Source organism: Nissabacter archeti (genome assembly GCF_018257325.1).
Classification (GTDB): Bacteria; Pseudomonadota; Gammaproteobacteria; order Enterobacterales; family Enterobacteriaceae; genus Chimaeribacter; species Chimaeribacter arupi.
This window is the reverse complement of the sequence record NZ_JAERKB010000020.1, coordinates 42,302-60,179: the sequence shown is the minus strand read 5'-3', so window position 1 is coordinate 60,179 and position 17,878 is coordinate 42,302. Positions and strand designations below refer to the sequence as shown.

At 58.9% G+C, this 17,878-nt stretch carries 16 protein-coding genes; 3 read left to right on the top strand and 13 right to left on the bottom strand.

Features of this window, described 5'->3' with window-relative positions:
* The 6 genes from JK232_RS21480 to argF form a co-directional block, all read right to left on the bottom strand.
* Positions 1–294: Y-family DNA polymerase (locus JK232_RS21480; protein WP_476739376.1), on the bottom strand; the 294-nt coding region annotated here is incomplete at its 3' end.
* A gap of 132 nt (positions 295–426) precedes the next feature.
* Entirely contained in the window at positions 427–903 is a 477-nt protein-coding gene (locus JK232_RS21475) for a YrhA family protein (protein WP_101834006.1), read from the bottom strand.
* Between the two features lie 134 nt (positions 904–1,037).
* Positions 1,038–1,190 (bottom strand): ubiquitin family protein, encoded by a 153-nt coding sequence (locus JK232_RS21470; RefSeq protein ID WP_165698434.1) that lies wholly within the window; start codon positions 1,188–1,190, stop codon positions 1,038–1,040.
* A 168-nt stretch (positions 1,191–1,358) separates the two neighbouring features.
* Positions 1,359–1,802 (bottom strand): translesion error-prone DNA polymerase V autoproteolytic subunit, encoded by a 444-nt coding sequence (gene umuD, locus JK232_RS21465; protein WP_101828793.1) that lies wholly within the window; start codon positions 1,800–1,802, stop codon positions 1,359–1,361.
* A 121-nt stretch (positions 1,803–1,923) separates the two neighbouring features.
* The gene (locus tag JK232_RS21460; RefSeq protein ID WP_072931810.1) at positions 1,924–3,624 is read right to left on the bottom strand and encodes a sugar phosphorylase; all 1,701 of its coding nucleotides are present in this window, start codon (positions 3,622–3,624) and stop codon (positions 1,924–1,926) included.
* Between the two features lie 130 nt (positions 3,625–3,754).
* Positions 3,755–4,765 carry an ornithine carbamoyltransferase gene (argF, locus tag JK232_RS21455; protein ID WP_072931812.1) on the bottom strand — a complete coding sequence of 337 codons (1,011 nt, stop codon included), beginning with the start codon at positions 4,763–4,765 and terminating at the stop codon, positions 3,755–3,757.
* A 170-nt stretch (positions 4,766–4,935) separates the two neighbouring features.
* Here argF and rraB point away from each other — a divergent pair, with 170 nt between their 5' ends.
* Positions 4,936–5,364 (top strand): ribonuclease E inhibitor RraB, encoded by a 429-nt coding sequence (gene rraB, locus JK232_RS21450; RefSeq protein ID WP_072931814.1) that lies wholly within the window; start codon positions 4,936–4,938, stop codon positions 5,362–5,364.
* Between the two features lie 54 nt (positions 5,365–5,418).
* On the opposite strand, the gene JK232_RS21445 is transcribed toward rraB, so the two are convergent.
* From JK232_RS21445 to pepA, 6 genes are all read right to left on the bottom strand, one after another.
* Entirely contained in the window at positions 5,419–6,855 is a 1,437-nt protein-coding gene (locus JK232_RS21445; RefSeq protein WP_212589686.1) for a 6-phospho-beta-glucosidase, read from the bottom strand.
* 138 nt (positions 6,856–6,993) lie between these two features.
* Complete coding sequence (locus JK232_RS21440) at positions 6,994–7,728, bottom strand: MurR/RpiR family transcriptional regulator (RefSeq protein ID WP_212589685.1); 735 nt, start codon at positions 7,726–7,728, stop codon at positions 6,994–6,996.
* A 49-nt stretch (positions 7,729–7,777) separates the two neighbouring features.
* On the bottom strand, positions 7,778–8,281 hold the full coding sequence (locus tag JK232_RS21435) for a GNAT family N-acetyltransferase (RefSeq protein ID WP_072931820.1): 504 nt from the start codon (positions 8,279–8,281) through the stop codon (positions 7,778–7,780).
* 163 nt (positions 8,282–8,444) lie between these two features.
* Entirely contained in the window at positions 8,445–11,300 is a 2,856-nt protein-coding gene (locus tag JK232_RS21430) for a valine--tRNA ligase (protein ID WP_101828796.1), read from the bottom strand.
* 12 nt (positions 11,301–11,312) lie between these two features.
* Positions 11,313–11,762, bottom strand: a complete 450-nt coding sequence (locus tag JK232_RS21425; RefSeq protein WP_072931824.1) for a DNA polymerase III subunit chi — start codon at positions 11,760–11,762, stop codon at positions 11,313–11,315.
* A gap of 114 nt (positions 11,763–11,876) precedes the next feature.
* Complete coding sequence (gene pepA, locus JK232_RS21420) at positions 11,877–13,388, bottom strand: leucyl aminopeptidase (protein WP_072931826.1); 1,512 nt, start codon at positions 13,386–13,388, stop codon at positions 11,877–11,879.
* A gap of 281 nt (positions 13,389–13,669) precedes the next feature.
* Here pepA and lptF point away from each other — a divergent pair, with 281 nt between their 5' ends.
* Entirely contained in the window at positions 13,670–14,767 is a 1,098-nt protein-coding gene (gene lptF, locus JK232_RS21415) for an LPS export ABC transporter permease LptF (RefSeq protein WP_072931828.1), read from the top strand.
* Complete coding sequence (gene lptG / locus JK232_RS21410; protein ID WP_101828797.1) at positions 14,767–15,840, top strand: LPS export ABC transporter permease LptG; 1,074 nt, start codon at positions 14,767–14,769, stop codon at positions 15,838–15,840. The genes lptF and lptG overlap by 1 nt, the downstream gene beginning before the upstream one ends.
* A 1,043-nt stretch (positions 15,841–16,883) precedes the next feature.
* On the opposite strand, the gene JK232_RS21405 is transcribed toward lptG, so the two are convergent.
* On the bottom strand, positions 16,884–17,639 hold the full coding sequence (locus tag JK232_RS21405) for a FadR/GntR family transcriptional regulator (RefSeq protein ID WP_101829294.1): 756 nt from the start codon (positions 17,637–17,639) through the stop codon (positions 16,884–16,886).
* Positions 17,640–17,878: the final 239 nt, after the last annotated feature.

Here is a 17,878-nt window from a genome sequence, read left to right as displayed (position 1 = left end):
GTAGATCTCGGTGGCCGGTGCCATCTCTTCCAGAATGGTCATCACCCGGTGGGAGATATCGGCGTACAGCGTGTAGTTGGAACTGAAGACATGCACGCCGTGCGCCCGGCAATACTCCCCCAGTTTGAAGTAGGGATCGCCGGTTTTCAGCCCCAGCCGCCGCGCCTGCGCATTACAGGCGATCACGCAGCCGTCATTGTTGCTCAGCACCGCCACCGGCTGCCCCCACAAATCGGGCCGGAACACGGTCTCGCACGAGGCATAAAAGCTATTCACATCAACCAGGGCGAACATAGTGGCGGCTGGCGGCAGGGGAGATGATGTGCATCCCACGAGGGCGGAAAAGCAGCATAAGCGTGGCTCCTGAGTGTACTGTATATAAAAACAGTACCTTTGAAGCCCATTTTTATCAAGATGCCACGTCACTTATTCAATTAAGGGGATGAGTGCCCTCAGCAAGCCGGTTATCGTGCGGTGGCGTTCATTTATGCGTTCTACGCCGATAAAATCGCGGATTTCATAAACAGCGCTCTCCCGGTTAAAAAACAGGATATCCATGTCCGTTTCACCAACGACCACACCCTTTTTTAACGCATCAGGAAACAGGTCAGGCACGGCGTGTAAGTTGGCTGATTGTTTACGTAAATCCCGCTCATCCTCTTTATCAGCGAAATAACCAAATAACCGCACGCCGTTAAGATCAAAGCCATTCATTTGCTGCAAGAACGGCAGATAACTCCCAGCAAAATGATCGCCGCCCAGGGTGACTAATACCCGGTGACAGGCGCTGACCTGATCTTCACGAATCCCCGCCTGGTCTTCATACCCGGCATCCGCATAGGATTGCGCTATGTCATGCAGCGCAGCAATAAGCGTCACGAGTTCCTGTCTTTCACTGTTCATGGTTGCCTCTGCGGATAAATTTTCCCTGTGGGGATGGGCCAATAAACGGATTTTGACTGCCCATACTCTACTGCGAATAAACCCCCGACAGCGTTGCTGCTCAGCATTTCCCTGGTGGAATAGAGCCGGTGAGGTCATTCAAAGGCACCGCAAGATGAGTAGTGGTGGGGATTAAGATCATAATGCGTTTCTGCCTGCGCCAGTGCGTCCCAGGGCGAGAGAATCAGCGGGAAATCTTCTGGAGAAAGCGTACGTTCGATGTCACGGCGTTGATAGAGAGTAAACATAGACGCCTGCTTATCCTTGCAGTATGTAAGGGTAAGAGGGGATATTACGCCGCTTCAGAAAAAAAGCATCAGGCGTGAGCATGATCAGGCACACACTTTTTGATCATGGCTCTAAGATCTATGCATCGCCCGCTTCTTACCTAACCTATTGATATAAAGCTATTCACATCAACCAGGGCGAACATAGTGGCGGCTGGCGGCAGGGGAGATGATGTAGGTGACCACGCCGAAGATATGCAGATCCTGCCCTTCGCGGATCACGATCGGTGCGTAGGCCGGGTTCATCGGCACCAGCGCCCAGAACGGGCGGGTCTGCAGGCATTTGATGGTGAACTCGCCGTCAACGGCAGCGATCACGATGTCTCCGTCGGCGGCCGTCAGGGCGCTGTCCACCATCACCAGGTCACCGTCACGCACGTTGGCGTCAATCATGGAGTCGCCCGCCACACGCAGGAAATAGGTGGCGGAAGGGTGGCGAATCAGCAGTTTGTTGAGGTCTATCCGTTCCTCCACAAAATCTGCCGCCGGCGAAGGAAAACCCGCCGGGATAACCACATTAAAATGCGCTGAAAACGCCTCATCGGCCTGAAGAACGGCTTTGATGAACTGCATGGGAAAACCCTTTTTTATACTGTTTATGTGTACAGTATTTTTCATTTTCCCAGGCTGATCAAGGTTGCCTAAAGTGAAATCAGGCTATGCCGCTGATAAAAAAGCATATTTTTAAGCACCATCAGTGCTGGATCCACACCACCTGCCACGGCGTCAGCGTCATTTTGCCGGTGAACGGCGTGTCGGAGATCAATTCATGGCCCTGCTCATCCAGCGCCAGGTCGATCTTGTGGTCGGTCACGTTGATCACGCAACTGATGCGGTCTTCGTTTTTCGGGTCGTAACGCTCCAGGCCAAACAGCGATTTGCCGAGATCCAGGACGCGCTGGCCGGAAGAGGGCGCAAAGGCCGGGTGGGCGCGGCGCAGGGTGATCAGGTGGCGCAAGCCATTGTAGACCTGCGCGCGCAGGCTCTCGGGGTTCGCCAGCTCCGCTTCCACTTTGGCCGCGTCCAGCTTCTGCCGGTTGATGCGGCGGTTAATCCCGGACTGGTGCATCCCTTCGACGTCGTTCTCACTGCCGAGCAGGCTGTGGTAGTAAAGCGCCGGGACGCCCACAAAGGCGAGCAGCAGCGACTGGGCCGCGATGAATTTTTTCGCCTTCAGCGCGTTGCTGTCCTGCTTTTCCGTCAGGGCGCTGAGGTAGTTGATGTTCAGCTCATACGGCGAGAAGGTGCCGTCGCCGTTGTCTTTGTGCGACACGCGCCCCTCTTTGCGGATCACTTCCTGCGCCATAAACTGCCGTTCGCTGTCGTCCAGGAAAGTCTCGGTCGGCCGCAGGCCGATGCCGTCATGGCTGGCGAGGAAGTTGAAGAAGGTGGTCTCCGGGTAACGCGCTTCGGCGCTCAGCCCGTGCGCCCATTTGGTCAGCACGGTGGTGTCCTGGCGCAGGAAGGCGTGCAGCGTCAGCGGCGGCAGCGGGAACTGGTACACCATGTGCGCTTCGTCGCCGTGGCCGAAATAGCTGATGTTTTCATGGTGCGGCACGTTGGTTTCGGTAATCAGCCGGGTGCCGGGGATGGCGTAATCCAGCACCGTGCGCCACACCTTGATGATGTTATGCACCTGCGGCAGGTGGATGCAGCGCGTGCCCGGCTCTTTCCAGATGTAGCCGATGGCGTCGAGGCGAATCGACTGCCCGCCGCTGGCGGCGTATTGCAGCAGGATGTCGAGGCTCTCCAGCAGCACCTGCGGGTTATGGAAGTTGATGTCGATCTGGTCGTCGCTGAAGGTCGTCCAGAGGTAGACCATTTCGCCGTTGGCTTTGGTCATCGGCGTCAGCAGGCGGGAGGAGCGGGGGCGCACCACGCGGCTGTAATCCAGTGCCGGGTTGGCAGCAATCAGGTAACCAGCATAGTTCGGGTCATCATGCATAAAACCGCGCACCCACTCGCTGGAGCGGGAGACGTGGTTGATCACGCAGTCAAACATCAGGTTAAACCCTTTCGACAGGGTTTTCAGGTCGCCCCAGCCGCCCAGATGCTCATCGATCAGGCGGTAGTCGATCACACTGAAACCATCATCCGAGCTGTAGGGGTACATCGGCAGGATATGGATGTCAGTGATGATTTCGTCAAAGTATTTGTGGGCGAACTGGTTCAGCGTCGCCAAAGGCTTCTCATCGGCATGGTGGATGCTGTCACCATAGGTGATCAGATACACGGTGTTGCCGTCCACCCAGTGCGGATTGGGGTGTTTACCGTATTGCCATTTGGCGACCAACCGGAAGATTTGCCGCAACACATCGCCGATGTGTTCACGCGGGTAGACGTAGCCAAGCAGTTTCTCTAACCGTTGCGCAAATTCCAGTTTGTTGGCGCTCATAACCCTTCCTTTTTTCGGCTGGTATCAAAAAAAGGGTAGTCGAAAAATAAGCGCAGCGGCGGCAAAAGCAGCGGAAAAGTGCAAGCTGATGTGAAGGGCGGCGGCATAAAAAGTGCCGCCGCCGGGGGGATTACGCGTCAGGTGAGAGGGTGGCCACCATCACCGCTTTGATGGTGTGCAGGCGGTTTTCCGCCTGGTCAAACACCACGCTGTGCGCCGATTCAAACACCTCATCGGTGACTTCCATGCCGCCGTGCAAACCATACTGCGCCGCCATCTGTTTGCCGAGCACGGTCTGGTCATCATGGAAGGCCGGCAGGCAGTGCAGGAATTTCACCTGCGGGTTACCGGTTTGCTTCACCAGCGCCATGTTGACCTGGTAATCACGCAGCAGGGCGATGCGTTCCGGCCAGCTCTCTTTTGGTTCGCCCATCGACACCCAGACGTCAGTGTAGAGGAAATCCGCCTGTGCCACCCCGGCCTCGCACGATTCCGTGAGGGTGATGTCGCCGCCGTTCTGCTGCGCCAGCGTTTTGCACTGGGCCACCAGCGCGGCATCCGGCCAGCAGGCGGTCGGGGCCACCAGCCGCAAGTCCAGCCCGACCAGCGCCGCCGCTTCCAGCAGCGAGTTGCCCATGTTGTTACGCGCATCACCGAGATACGCCAGCTTCACCCCCTGTAACGGCCGCCCCGGCAGATGCTCCCGGATGGTCAGCAAATCCGCCAGTAACTGGGTCGGGTGGAACTCGTCGGTCAGGCCGTTCCACACCGGCACCCCGGCCTGTTGTGCCAGCGTGGTGACAATCGCCTGGCCGTAGCCGCGGTACTGGATGCCGTCATACATGCGGCCCAGCACGCGCGCCGTGTCCTTGATCGACTCTTTGTGGCCGATCTGGCTGCCGCTGGGGCCGAGGTAAGTCACCCGTGCGCCCTGGTCAAACGCGGCAACTTCGAAAGAGCATCGGGTACGGGTCGAGTCTTTTTCGAAGATGAGCGCGATATTTTTGCCGGTGAGGCGGGGCGTTTCAGTCCCTTGTTTTTTCTGGGCTTTCAGGGAGGCCGCGAGATCCAGCAGGGTGGTAATCTCGGCCGGGGTAAAATCCAGTAATCTGAGGAAATGACGTTTATAGAAGGCGCTCATCGCACGGTTCTCCTGGCATTCAATCGGTTTAAGGTGAATTAAAATTCACATTATATGTATGAATATGCAATTGCAACCCTGCCTGACAAATCTTTCATGTTTGTTGTGGAGGCGATGGCGGTGCTGTGGGAGAATGCGCACAGATACGCCCACTGACTGAGGACTTAGGCATGGCAAACCGCGAATTGCTGGACGAACAGCGTGAAGAAACCCGTCTGATCATCGAAGAACTGCTGGATGATGGCAGCGATCCCGATGCGCTTTACACTATTGAACACCATCTCTCGGCAGAGAAGTTTGAGGTGCTGGAGCAGGCCGCCGTTGAAGCCTTCAAGCTGGGTTATGAAGTGACCGACGCCGAAGAGCTGGAAATTGAAGACGGCACCAAGCTGATGTGCTGTGACGTGGTCAGCGAAGTGGCGCTGAAGCCGGAAATCATTGACGCGCAGGTTGAGCAGCTGGTGGCGCTGGCCGAGCGCTGCAACGTGAATTACGACGGCTGGGGCACCTACTTTGAAGACCCGGACGGCGAAGAGGGCGATGAGTACGATGAAGACGACGACATCATCGACGAAGATGATGACGGCAAACGTCATTAATTGCTGAGCCGCACAAAAAAGCCCCGTAAAGGGGCTTTTTTTATGGCCGCGCGGTTACAGCGTGTCGCCGTTGCTGGCGATCACCTGTTTGTACCAGTCAAAGCTGGCTTTGCGGGAACGTGCCAGGGTGCCGGTGCCGTCGTCATGTTTGTCGACGTAGATAAAGCCGTAACGCTTGCTGTACTGGCCGGTGGTGAAGGAGACGCAGTCGATGCAGCCCCACGGCGTGTAGCCCATCAGTTCGACGCCATCTTCCGTGACCGCTTTCATCATCTGTTCAATGTGCGATTTCAGGTAAGCGATGCGGTAATCATCGTTGATGCTGCCGTCGGCCTGCGGTTTGTCGATGGCGCCGAAGCCGTTCTCCACAATAAACAGCGGTTTCTGGTAGCGCTCATAGAGCAGGTTCAGCGAGTAGCGCAGGCCCACCGGGTCAATCTGCCAGCCCCAGTCAGACGCCTTGACGTGCGGGTTCGGCACGCTGCCGGGGAAGCTGACGATGCTCTGGCTTTCACTGCTGATCTGGGTGGAGACGGCGTTGCTCATGTAGTAGCTCAGGCCGATGTAGTCGGTGCAGCCTTCACGCAGGGTTTGCTCGTCGCCCGGTTCCATCTGGATGGTGAAGCCGCGGCGTTCCCACTCTTTCAGGATGTAAGACGGGTAGTAGCCGCGTACCTGCACATCGGTAAACAGGAAGCGTTCACGCATCGCCTCTACCGAGTAGATCATGTCATCCGGGTGGCAGGAGTAGGGGTAGACCGGCACGCAGGCCAGCATACAGCCAATCTGGAACGCCGGGTTAATCGCGTGGCCCAGTTTCACCACCTGGGCGCTGGCGACAAACTGGTGGTGCAGCACCTGGTACATCGTCTCTTCCGGGTTTTCATGCTCGGTGAACACTACGCCGGAACAGCAGTAGCCAAACAACGGGTAACGCCAGTCACGCTGGTTGTTGATCTCGTTGAAGGTCATCCAGTATTTCACTTTGTGCTGGTAACGCTGCATCACCACTTCGCTGAAGCGCACAAAGAAATCCACCACTTTGCGGTTTTTCCAGCCGCCGTACTCTTTCACCAGATGCCACGGCATCTCGAAGTGCGACAGGGTAATCACCGGCTCGATGCCGTATTTCAGCAGCTCGTCGAACAGGTCATCATAGAATTGCAGGCCGGCTTCGTTCGGCTGGGCGTCGTCCCCGTTCGGGAAGATGCGCGTCCAGGCGATCGAGGTGCGGAAGCACTTGAAGCCCATCTCCGCAAACAGCGCCACGTCCTCTTTGTAGCGGCCGTAGAAATCCACCGCCTCGTGGTTCGGGTAGGAATAGCCTTCCTGAATGCCGTCCGTCATCACGCGATCTACGCCGTGCGCGCCGCCGGAGAGCACATCCGCGATGCTCACGCCTTTGCCGCCCTGATCCCAGCCGCCTTCAACCTGATGCGCCGCTACCGCGCCGCCCCACAGGAAGTTACCCGGTAAACCTTGCTTTGCCATGATGCTCTGCTCCCTTTCGGTAAATAAAAGTGAGTCTGGCAAAGCAGGCAAATAAAGTCACGTTATAACACCGCGCACGCCGCGTGATATGTCACCGGGAAATAACAGGCTGTTTTTCCGGGCGGCGCGGCGGGAATATTATAACGCGGGGATCTGGCGGGCCAGTTTCTTGCCCAGGGTCTCGAGGATATAGAGAACCGGGATCTGCGTGGTGATATTGTGATTGCCCGGCAGCAACACATACGGCATATGGTAAGGGATATTCAGGTCCGCCAGCCGCGCCAGCGACGAGTTGTCGCCGTTGGTTATGCTGATGATTTTGCACTGGTGCAGGTTAAACTGGCTGGCAATCCGCAGAATCTCCTGCGTCTCGCCGGAAACGGACAGGATAATCGCCACCGCTTTCCGGTACATGTCGCTGTTGACCGGATAATAAGGGTCATCAATATGGGTACTGAATTTCCCGACATTGGAAAAGAAACGCGCACCATATTTCCCCAGCGTGCCGGACGTCCCGGCGCCGACAAAAATAATCCGCTCGTTTTCGGCAATAATCGTCGCCGCGGCATTTAATTGCTGGTCAAACGCATCATTATTAATGCTGTGGAAATAGTGGATGATCTCACTGATGCCGAATTCCGGCACGGACGCCTGCGCCTGTTGCAAAAACAACTTGTAACGCACACGGAATTCCGAATATCCGGCATAGCCCATTTTTTTGCAGAACCGCAGCACGGTGGTGGTCGAGACGCCCACTTCCTCCGCCAGTTCGCGGATGGTCATGTAGATCACCTGTTGCCGGTGCTTCAGCACGTAATGGTAGACCAGCAGTTCCAGCTCGTTCAGGTGGGTAATTTCTTGGTAACTAAACATCACGGGCTTCCGGGGTGAAGGAGGGGGGGCGCACAGCCGCGCCCACGGGTTACAGCGTTTTCAGCATGGTGACTTCGCAGTCTACATGCCCAGTGTTGCCCAGCGGCCCGCTGATGTGCTCAAAGCCCAGGCGTTCATACAGCGCCACGGCCTGCGTCAGGCTGGCGGTGGTTTCCAGGTAGCAACGGGCAAAGCCCTGTTCGCGGGCGAACGCCATCGCCTGCAACGCCAGCTTTTTCGCCAGCCCCTGGCCGCGCAGGATCGGCAGGAAATACATTTTTTGCAGCTCACAGAGGTCAGCGTCTGCCCCTGCCAGCGGGGCGATGCCGCCGCCGCCGGCGATCGCGCCGTCGGCCTCGATCACCCAGTAGGCGCTGCGCGGCTGGCTGTAGAGATCATAGAGGTGGTCAAGGTTCGGGTCAGAAACGGTGTACCCTTTGTCTGCCGTCAGGCCAAATTCTGCGGAAACCCGGCGAATCACCTGCGCGATGGCGGCGTTGTCTGCGGCGGTCAGGGGGCGGATAACGACACGTGACGGCGTTGCAATGGTCATGATGGTGTACTCAGGCTGTTAAACGAAGCAATGGCGTGTGCCGCCGCGCACTGACGGTGCCGGGGTGGGCGGCCACAGGATCCGGTTACTATTACGCACTCTGTCACAAATGCAAAATAAAAAAGCCAGCCCGGAGGCTGGCTTTAGCGGCAGAACGTCGTGGTTACAGCGCGGCGATGGTCGCCTGCTGCTCCAGCAGTTTCACCTTGGCCTGAGCGCAGGCGTCGAGGCGCTCACGCTCTTTCGCCACCACGGCTTCCGGCGCGCGCGCCACAAAGCCTTCGTTAGAGAGCTTGGCTTCAATGCGGCTCACTTCCGCATCCAGCTTCGCCACTTCCTTCGCCAGACGATCCAGCTCGGCGGCTTTGTCCACCAGGCCGGCCATCGGGATCAGCAGTTCAGCGCCTTCCACCAGCTTGGTCACCGACACCGGGCCTTTGTCGCCGTCGGCCAGCAGCGTGATGCTGTCGAGGCGCGCCAGTGATTTGATGAAGCTCAGGTTTTCGGTCACGCGGCGTTGCGCGTTGGCGTCCGCCCCGCGCAGCAGCACGTCGAGCGGTTTGCCCGGCGCGATGTTCATCTCAGCGCGGATGTTACGCACCGCGATGATCGCCTGCTTGATCCACTCCAGATCGGCCAGCGCCTGCGCGTCAACCTGCTCTGCGTCATACGCCGGGAACGGCTGAAGCATGATGGTGTCGGCAGTGATGCCTTTCAGGGTTTTCACGCGCTGCCAGATGGTTTCCGTGATAAACGGAATGATCGGGTGCGCCAGGCGCAGCAGCGCTTCCAGCACCGTCACCAGCGTGTGGCGGGTGCCGCGCAGTTCAGCCTCGGTGCCGCCGTTCATCACCGGCTTGGCGAGTTCCAGGTACCAGTCACAGAACTGGTTCCAGGTGAACTCATAGAGGATACCGGCGGCCAGGTCGAAGCGGTAGCTGTCCAGCGCTTCACGGTAGGCTTTCACCGTCTGGTTGAACTCCGCCAGGATCCAGCGATCCGCCAGCGAGAGTTGCATCTCGCCGCCGTTCTGGCCGCAATCCTGATCTTCGGTGTTCATCAGCACAAAGCGGCTGGCGTTCCACAGCTTGTTACAGAAGTTGCGGTAGCCTTCCAGGCGCTTCATGTCCCAGTTGATGTCGCGGCCGGTGGAGGCCAGCGCCGCCAGCGTGAAGCGCAGGGCGTCGGTGCCGTGCGGTTCGATGCCGTTCGGGAACTGCTTCTCGGTACGCTTGCGGATCTTCTCTGCCAGCTGCGGCTGCATCATGTTGCCGGTGCGCTTCTCCAGCAGGTCTTCCAGCGAGATGCCGTCGATCATGTCCAGCGGGTCAATCACGTTGCCCTTGGACTTGGACATCTTCTGACCTTCGTCGTCACGGATAAGGCCGGTCATGTAGACGGTATGGAACGGCACCTGCGGCTTGCCGTTTTCGTCTTTCACGAAGTGCATGGTCATCATGATCATGCGGGCGATCCAGAAGAAGATGATGTCGAAGCCGCTCACCACCACGCTGGAGGGGTGGAACGCTTTCAGGTCAGCGGTCTGATCCGGCCAGCCCAGGGTAGAGAAGGTCCACAGCCCGGAGGAGAACCAGGTGTCCAGCACGTCTTCGTCCTGGCTCAGCGCCACGGTGGCGTCAAGGTTGTTCTCGCGGCGCACTTCTTCTTCGTCACGGCCGACGTAGACGTTACCCGCCTCGTCATACCAGGCCGGGATGCGGTGGCCCCACCAGAGCTGGCGGGAGATGCACCAGTCCTGGATGTCACGCATCCAGCTGAAGTACATGTTTTCGTACTGCTTCGGCACGAACTGGATTTCGCCCTGTTCCACCGCTTCCACTGCCACTTTCGCCAGCGGGGCAGTGCGCACGTACCACTGGTCGGTGAGCATCGGCTCAATCACCACGCCGCCGCGGTCGCCATACGGCACCGTCAGGTCATGCGGTTTGATTTCGTCCAGCAGGCCCTGCGCGTCGAAGGCAGCCACCACGGCTTTACGCGCGGCAAAGCGCTCCAGGCCCTGGAATTCCGCCGGGATGGCGTTGCTCCACTCGCTGCTTTCACGGCCGTTGGTGTCGAACACTTCCGCCACGTTGCGCACGTCGCCGTCGAAGGTCAGGATGTTGATCATCGGCAGGCCGTGGCGCTTACCGACCTCATAGTCGTTGAAGTCGTGCGCCGGGGTGATTTTCACGCAACCGGTGCCTTTCTCCATATCAGCATGTTCGTCGCCGACGATCGGGATGCGGCGGCCTACCAGCGGCAGGATGATCTCTTTGCCGATCAGGTCTTTGTAGCGCGGGTCTTCCGGGTTCACCGCCACGCCGGTATCACCCAGCACGGTTTCCGGGCGGGTGGTGGCGACCACCAGGTAGTCTTTGCCTTCGGCGGTTTTCGCGCCGTCGGCCAGCGGGTAGCGCAGGTGCCACATGGAGCCTTTGGACTCGCGGTTCTCCACTTCCAGGTCAGAAATCGCGGTGCGCAGTTTCGGGTCCCAGTTCACCAGGCGTTTGCCGCGGTAGATCAGGTCTTCCTTATAGAGGCGGACAAACACCTCTTTCACGGCCAGCGACAGGTTCTCGTCCATGGTGAAGCGCTCGCGCTCCCAGTCCACGGAGTCACCGAGGCGGCGCATCTGGCGGGTGATGGTGCCGCCTGATTCCGCTTTCCACTGCCAGATTTTGTCGATGAAGGCATCACGGCCGTAGTCGTGGCGGGTTTTGCCCTCTTCGGCGGCAATTTTGCGCTCTACCACCATCTGCGTGGCGATACCGGCATGGTCGGTGCCCGCCTGCCACAGGGTGTTTTTCCCCTGCATACGCTGGTAGCGGATCATGGTGTCCATGATGGTTTGCTGGAAGGCGTGACCCATGTGCAAGCTGCCGGTGACATTCGGCGGCGGGATCATGATGCAGTAGCTCTCCTGGCTCTCGTCGCCGTTCGGCTTGAAGTAGCCCTGCTGTTCCCAGTGCTCGTAGAGCGGCTGTTCGATGTCTTGCGGGTTGTATGTTTTTTCCATTTCGCTTTGATATCAGTAAGTTGGCGGCTTGGCCGTGGTCAGATGAAAGCCGACGCTGCGATAGGCTTTATAGCGGTCGCGCGCCAACTGTTTCAGGGTGTCCGGGTAAGGGACGAAGTCTATCACTTCATGGAAAGCAGTGGCAAAATCTGCGAACTGCGGCAGCAGGCTTATCAGCAGGTCACGCGGGGCGTTGCCGCGTTTGCCGGGCCAGCAGATCTCCACCGGCGCGCCGTACCGCGGCCCTTCACCTGCCAGATTGTGCGGCACGAACGCGTCGGGTTCGCGCTGCCACAGCGCATCATCCAGCCGTTGCGCCTGCTGTTGATCCTCACAGGCGATCAGCACCCGTTTACCGGCCCGCCAGCGGGCAGCGGCCAGATCACAGGCCAGGGCTTCATGGGCGATCATCCCGTTCGCGTCGGTGTCACTCTCCAGAAGGTAGAACGTTGCGTTTTTCATAGAAGTGCCATTGGTCAATCGATAAAGCGGGTGCCGGAATAGCGAGGGCGGCCGCAGCCGCCCCGGTACGCCGCACTGCCGCCGGGAAAGGTGCCCCGGCGGCGGGAAGGGCGGTTACTCGTCGCCGCTCATGCCGGCGCGGTTCAGCAGGAACTGGGTCAGCAGCGCCACCGGGCGGCCGGTCGCGCCTTTGGCCTTGCCGGAGCGCCAGCCGGTGCCGGCGATGTCCAGGTGCGCCCACGAATATTTGCGGGTAAAGCGGGACAGGAAGCACCCGGCGGTGATGGCGCCACCGGCACGGCCGCCGATGTTGGCCATGTCCGCGAAGTTGGAGTCCAGCAGCTCCTGGTACTCCTCATGCAGCGGCAAACGCCAGGCACGGTCGCCCGCCTGTTCAGAGGCGCTGATCAGCTCATGCGCCAGCGGGTTATGGTTGGACATCAGCCCGGTCAGCTGATGGCCGAGGGCCACCACGCAGGCACCGGTCAGCGTCGCCACGTCAATCACCAGCTCCGGGTCGAAACGCTCAACGTAGGTCAGTGCGTCACACAATACCAGGCGGCCTTCGGCATCGGTGTTCAGCACTTCCACCGTCTGGCCGGACATGGTGGTCAGGATGTCGCCCGGCCGGAACGCGCGCCCGCCCGGCATGTTTTCACAGCCTGCCAGCACGCCGACCACGTTCAGCGGCAGGTTCAGCTCTGCCACCACGCGCATCACGCCATACACGGAGGCCGCGCCGCACATGTCATATTTCATCTCGTCCATGCTGTCGGCAGGCTTGATGGAGATACCGCCGGAGTCAAAGGTCAGCCCTTTGCCGACCAGCACAATCGGCTTAGCGTCGGGGTTTGGATTGCCTTTATATTCCATCACTGACATCAATGATTCGTTCTGCGAACCCTGGCCCACCGCCAGATAGGCGTTCATGCCCAGCTCTTTCATCTGCTGTTCGCCGATGACGCGGGTGGTGATGTTGGTGCTGAAGGCGTCAGCCAGCTGGCGCGCCTGCGAGGCGAGGTAAGCGGCGTTACAGATGTTCGGCGGCATGTTGCCGAGGTCTTTGGCGGCCTTCACCCCGGCGGCAATGGCCAGCCCGTGCTGGATGGCGCGCTCGCCGCTGGTCAGCTCACGGCGGGTCGGCACGTTGAACACCATTTTGCGCAGCGGGCGGCGCGGCTCAACTTTGTTACTTTTGAGCTGGTCGAAGGTGTAGAGCGACTCTTTGGCTGTTTCCACTGCCTGGCGCACTTTCCAGTAAGTATTGCGGCCTTTGACGTGCAGCTCGGTTAAAAAGCAGACCGCTTCCATCGACCCGGTATCGTTCAGGGTATTGATGGTCTTCTGGATCACCTGCTTGTACTGGCGTTCATCAAGCTCGCGCTCTTTGCCGCAGCCGATAAGCAGGATCCGCTCGGAGAGGATATTCGGCACATGGTGCAGCAATAACGTCTGGCCTACTTTGCCTTCCAGTTCGCCGCGGCGGAGCAGGGCACTGATGTAGCCATCGCTGATTTTATCGAGTTGCTCGGCAATCGGCGACAGGCGGCGAGGTTCGAAAACCCCGACTACAATACAGGCGCTGCGCTGCTTTTCCGGGCTACCGCTTTTTACACTGAACTCCATGCACTCTCCTGAATCTTAAAGACAACGACGGGAGCTGCGGCTAGAATGACGCACTCCGCAACAAACCTTCGTCATTGTGTTAACTGCGGATGTTAACCTGAACGGCGTAATTTATTCTGTTTTCGGCGGCTATAGGCATGTTCCTATAGGGCACCCTAACACGAGATGTTTTAATGCTATTTTAGCTATGAAGGTGGCCATATGATGAGAATAAATGGCGCATTAGCGAAGAAACTAGCGATTTTCCTGCAAAAAGACAAGTTTTCACAGGCGTATTAAGCGTGATCATCATTAGATATCTGGTACGGGAAACCTTCAAAAGCCAGGTTGCGATTCTGTTCATCCTGCTGCTGATCTTCTTCTGTCAGAAGCTGGTCAGGGTACTGGGCGCAGCCGTCGATGGCGATATCCCAACAAATCTGGTCCTCTCCCTGATGGGGCTGGGCGTGCCTGAAATGGCACAACTCATTTTGCCGCTCAGCCTGTTCCTTGGGTTGTTGATGACGTTCGGCAAACTCTATACGGAAAGTGAAATCACCGTGATGCACGCCTGTGGGCTGGGCAAGAAAGTGCTGATTGTCTCTGCGCTGCTGCTGGCGTTGCTGACGGCGGTGATGGCGGCGGGCAACGCGTTCTGGCTTGGGCCGTGGTCATCAAAACATCAGGACGAAGTGCTGGCGGAGGCCAAGGCCAACCCGAGCATGGCGGCGCTGGTGGAAGGGCAGTTCCAGCCCTCGCAGGACGGCAACGCGGTGCTGTTTGTCGGCAGTGTGAAGGGCAAGGAGTTCCATAATGTCTTCCTGGCGCAGTTACGGCCGAACGGCAACCAGCGCCCGTCAGTGGTGGTGGCGGATCGCGGCCACATGGAGCAGCGCGCGGACGGCTCGCAGACCGTGACCTTAAACCAGGGCACGCGTTACGAAGGCACCGCGATGCTGCGTGATTTCCGGGTGACGGATTTCAACAACTACCTGGCGGTGGTCGGCCACCAGACCGTGAGCCTGGACAACACCACCGAAGCGGAGCAGATGAGCATGGGCCAGCTGTGGCAGGCGACCACGCCGGACGCGCGCGCCGAGTTCCACTGGCGGCTGACGCTGGTGTTCTCCGTGCTGCTGATGGCGCTGATGGTGGTGCCGCTCAGCGTGGTGAACCCGCGCCAGGGCCGGGTGCTGAGTATGCTGCCGGCGATGCTGCTTTACCTGATCTTCTTCCTGCTGCAAAGCTCGCTGCGCTCCAACGGCGCAAAAGGCAAGTTCGACCCGATGGTGTGGATGTGGGCGACCAACGCCGCCTACTTCGTGCTGGCGCTGGTGCTGAACGCCTGGGATACGGTGCCGGTGCGCCGCCTGCGCGCGCGTTTTAAAGGAGCCGCGTAATGTTTGGCGTATTGGATCGCTATATCGGGAAAACCATCTTTAACACCATCATGATGACGCTGTTCATGCTGGTGTCGCTGTCCGGCATTATCAAGTTTGTCGATCAGTTGCGCAAAGTGGGGCAGGGTGCCTACTCCGCCACCGGCGCGGGGCTGTACACGCTGCTCAGCGTGCCGAAAGACATCGAGATTTTCTTCCCGATGGCGGCGCTGCTGGGTGCGCTGCTGGGGCTGGGCGCACTGGCGACCCGCAGCGAGCTGGTGGTGATGCAGGCTTCCGGCTTTACGCGGATGCAGATTGCCGCGTCAGTGATGAAGACCGCGATCCCGTTGGTGCTGCTGACGATGGCGATTGGCGAGTGGGTCGCGCCGCAGGGCGAGCAGATGGCGCGTAACTACCGGGCGCAGATGATGTACGGCGGTTCGCTGCTTTCGACCCAGAGCGGCCTGTGGGCGAAAGATGGCCCGGACTTTATCTTTATTGAGCGCCTGTCCGGCGAGAATGAGCTGTCCGGCGTCAATATTTACCACTTTGACAAAGAGAACCATTTGTTGTCAGTACGTTACGCGGCCAGCGCCACTTTTGATGCTGACGCGCGCGAGTGGAAGCTGTCGCAGGTAGACGAATCCGGTCTGGGCGGGAAATTTATCACCGGCCACCAGACGCTGAACGGCGTATGGAAAACCAACCTGACGCCGGACAAGCTGGGCGTGGTGGCGCTCGACCCGGATGCGTTGTCGATCAGCGGCCTGCGCAATTACATCAAATACCTGAGCCAGAGCGGGCAGGAGTCGAACCGTTACCAGCTGAACATGTGGAGTAAGATTTTCTCCCCATTGTCAGTGGCGGTGATGATGCTGATGGCGCTGTCGTTCATTTTCGGCCCGCTGCGCAGTGTGCCGATGGGCGTGCGGGTGGTGACCGGGATCTGTTTCGGTTTCCTGTTCTACGTACTGGATCAGATTTTTGGGCCGTTAAGCCTGGTGTATAACATTCCGCCGGTTCTCGGCGCATTGTTGCCGAGTTTGCTGTTTTTGCTGATAAGTGTGTTTTTGTTATTGAAGCGGAGATAGTTTTTTTCTGCCAAAGTAGAAAGAAGCCCCAATATGGGGCTTTTTTGTTTTTATGGGGGAGGTATGTTGCGTTGGCAGACGCCTGCCGTCTTTCTGCGGCTTCGTGGCCGCCACCGGGCGTGAAGTGGCTTGTTTCGGTTGCTCATGTGTAATTGTCTACCCGGCTCCCCGAGCCTCAACCGAGCAGGGCCTGCCGGCGCGCCGGCCCTGCACCCGCGCGCTGTCGGTGCCCTGGCTGAATCATTGCACGCTCCCGCGTGTCCCCTCATTTCGCCTACGGGCTAATCGGGCCGCCGCAGACACGCTCCCGGCGTGGCTGCGACTCTCGCACACATCCTTGTGTGCTCGCCCGGCCCTGCGGCTCCACTCGGCAATGATTTTTACGCCCCCACCGCCCTGCAAATCAAAGGGTATGTAAGGAAATAGTAGGTGGAGGATTATTGGATGGTCGGTGTGTTCGCCCGGCCCTGCGGCTCCATTCGGCAATGATTTTTACGCCCCCACCACTTTTGCAAACTAATAAGTCTGTGAGGAAATAATAGGGGGAGGTTTTAAGTCGCTCGGCGTGTTTGCTCTCATACCGAATTTTCATGCGGCAACGTGTCTGCATTCTTCACAAATTTTAAAAAAGCCTTATCTACTCTTTCCTTACATAGCCAAGAATTTGCAGTCTGGTGGGGGCATTAAATTATTGCCGACGAGGACGCAGGGCCGGGTGAGCGGGCAGGACGCCCGCGAGAGGGACAGCCACGCTGGGAGCGTGTCTGTCCCGGCCCGATTAGCCCGGAGGCCGAAGGAGGGAACCCGCTACGCGGGCAATAATTCTGCCGGATCACCCAAGGCGCGGGGATGCAAGGGGCGCGCGCTTACGCGCCCCTTGCGCGGTGGCGGCAGCGGAGCCGCAGAAGGAATGCAGGCGTTTGCCAACGCAACACACCTCGATCAAAAAGAACTCATCCACCGCACATAAACAACCGAAACAAGCCACCTTATCAACAACCGAAACAATCCACTTCACACCCAGTGGCGGCAGCAGGGCCGCCTTAGCCCTGCCGCGAAAACACCGCTATCACCGCATCGAGGTGCGCTTTCATCGCCCGCCGCGCCCCCGCGGCATCCCCCGCCTCGATGGCGTCGAGGATCGCCCGGTGCTCCTGCTCGGAGCGGTGCGGCATATCCTCCGGCGTGTAATTACGCTGCAACACCCGGAACATGCTGCCGTAACGGTGGCCGAGCAAGTGGCCGATGATAAACGCGTAAGCCGGGTTGCCGCTGGCCTGGGCAATGCGGATGTGGAACAGCCGGTCACCGGGGTGGGTTTCCGAGCCGGCGCGGTTATCCTCGCAGTTGCGCAGGTAAGCAGCGCGGATGGCGGCGCGCTCGTCTGCACTGGCGTAACGCGCGGCCAGCGCGGCAGTTTCCGGCTCGATCAGGCGGCGGGTCTGTAACAGCGAAAAAGGCGGCAGCTCGCTGTTCAGGTCGAGGTCAATCCCCAGCTCCTCGTCCAGCTCGCCCCACTGGCCGCGCCCGGCCTGCGCCATCACCGGCTCCGGTGAGGCCGCCACCGGCGGGTGGCGCACGATCACGCCGTTGCCGACCTTCACATCCACCAGCCCCACCACTTCCAGCGCAATCAGCGCCTCCCGCACCGAGGCGCGGCTCACCTGCATTTGCGCCGCCAGATCGCGCTCCGACGGCAACCGGCTGCCGGGCGGAAATTCCCCTTTCTCAATCAACCCGCGCAACTGATCGGCTATCTGCCGGTAAAGCCGCGGGTTTTCCAGTCTGGTAATCGGCATGGTGGCCCGTCTCCCTGTGGTCGGTTAAGCGATTCAGCCACCAATTCCCGGTTGTCGCCCTTGAGGAATTGTTATCGGCGTGTAAAAACTGAATCCGCGTTGATGATGTTTTGTGCAGCCGGTGCCCATTTTAGCAAACCCCGCCGCCGGGTAAGCAATAACATTTCCAACCAAATTGGCCTGACCTTCAGGCTCTTTTTAGCCGGTCAGTGGCCTGACCATTAGACCTGAAAGCGAGG

Bases quoted from the DNA above. Each gene is read 5' to 3' on its own strand.
- JK232_RS21445 (WP_212589686.1), bottom strand. From the start codon at position 6,855: ATGGCAAAGCAAGGTTTACCGGGTAACTTCCTGTGGGGCGGCGCGGTA.
- JK232_RS21425 (WP_072931824.1), bottom strand. From the start codon at position 11,762: ATGAAAAACGCAACGTTCTACCTTCTGGAGAGTGACACCGACGCGAAC.
- JK232_RS21435 (WP_072931820.1), bottom strand. From the start codon at position 8,281: ATGACCATTGCAACGCCGTCACGTGTCGTTATCCGCCCCCTGACCGCC.
- lptG (WP_101828797.1), top strand. From the start codon at position 14,767: ATGTTTGGCGTATTGGATCGCTATATCGGGAAAACCATCTTTAACACC.
- JK232_RS21440 (WP_212589685.1), bottom strand. From the start codon at position 7,728: ATGTTTAGTTACCAAGAAATTACCCACCTGAACGAGCTGGAACTGCTG.
- JK232_RS21430 (WP_101828796.1), bottom strand. From the start codon at position 11,300: ATGGAAAAAACATACAACCCGCAAGACATCGAACAGCCGCTCTACGAG.
- JK232_RS21460 (WP_072931810.1), bottom strand. From the start codon at position 3,624: ATGAGCGCCAACAAACTGGAATTTGCGCAACGGTTAGAGAAACTGCTT.
- rraB (WP_072931814.1), top strand. From the start codon at position 4,936: ATGGCAAACCGCGAATTGCTGGACGAACAGCGTGAAGAAACCCGTCTG.
- argF (WP_072931812.1), bottom strand. From the start codon at position 4,765: ATGAGCGCCTTCTATAAACGTCATTTCCTCAGATTACTGGATTTTACC.
- JK232_RS21475 (WP_101834006.1), bottom strand. From the start codon at position 903: ATGAACAGTGAAAGACAGGAACTCGTGACGCTTATTGCTGCGCTGCAT.
- JK232_RS21405 (WP_101829294.1), bottom strand. From the start codon at position 17,639: ATGCCGATTACCAGACTGGAAAACCCGCGGCTTTACCGGCAGATAGCC.
- JK232_RS21470 (WP_165698434.1), bottom strand. From the start codon at position 1,190: ATGTTTACTCTCTATCAACGCCGTGACATCGAACGTACGCTTTCTCCA.
- umuD (WP_101828793.1), bottom strand. From the start codon at position 1,802: ATGCAGTTCATCAAAGCCGTTCTTCAGGCCGATGAGGCGTTTTCAGCG.
- pepA (WP_072931826.1), bottom strand. From the start codon at position 13,388: ATGGAGTTCAGTGTAAAAAGCGGTAGCCCGGAAAAGCAGCGCAGCGCC.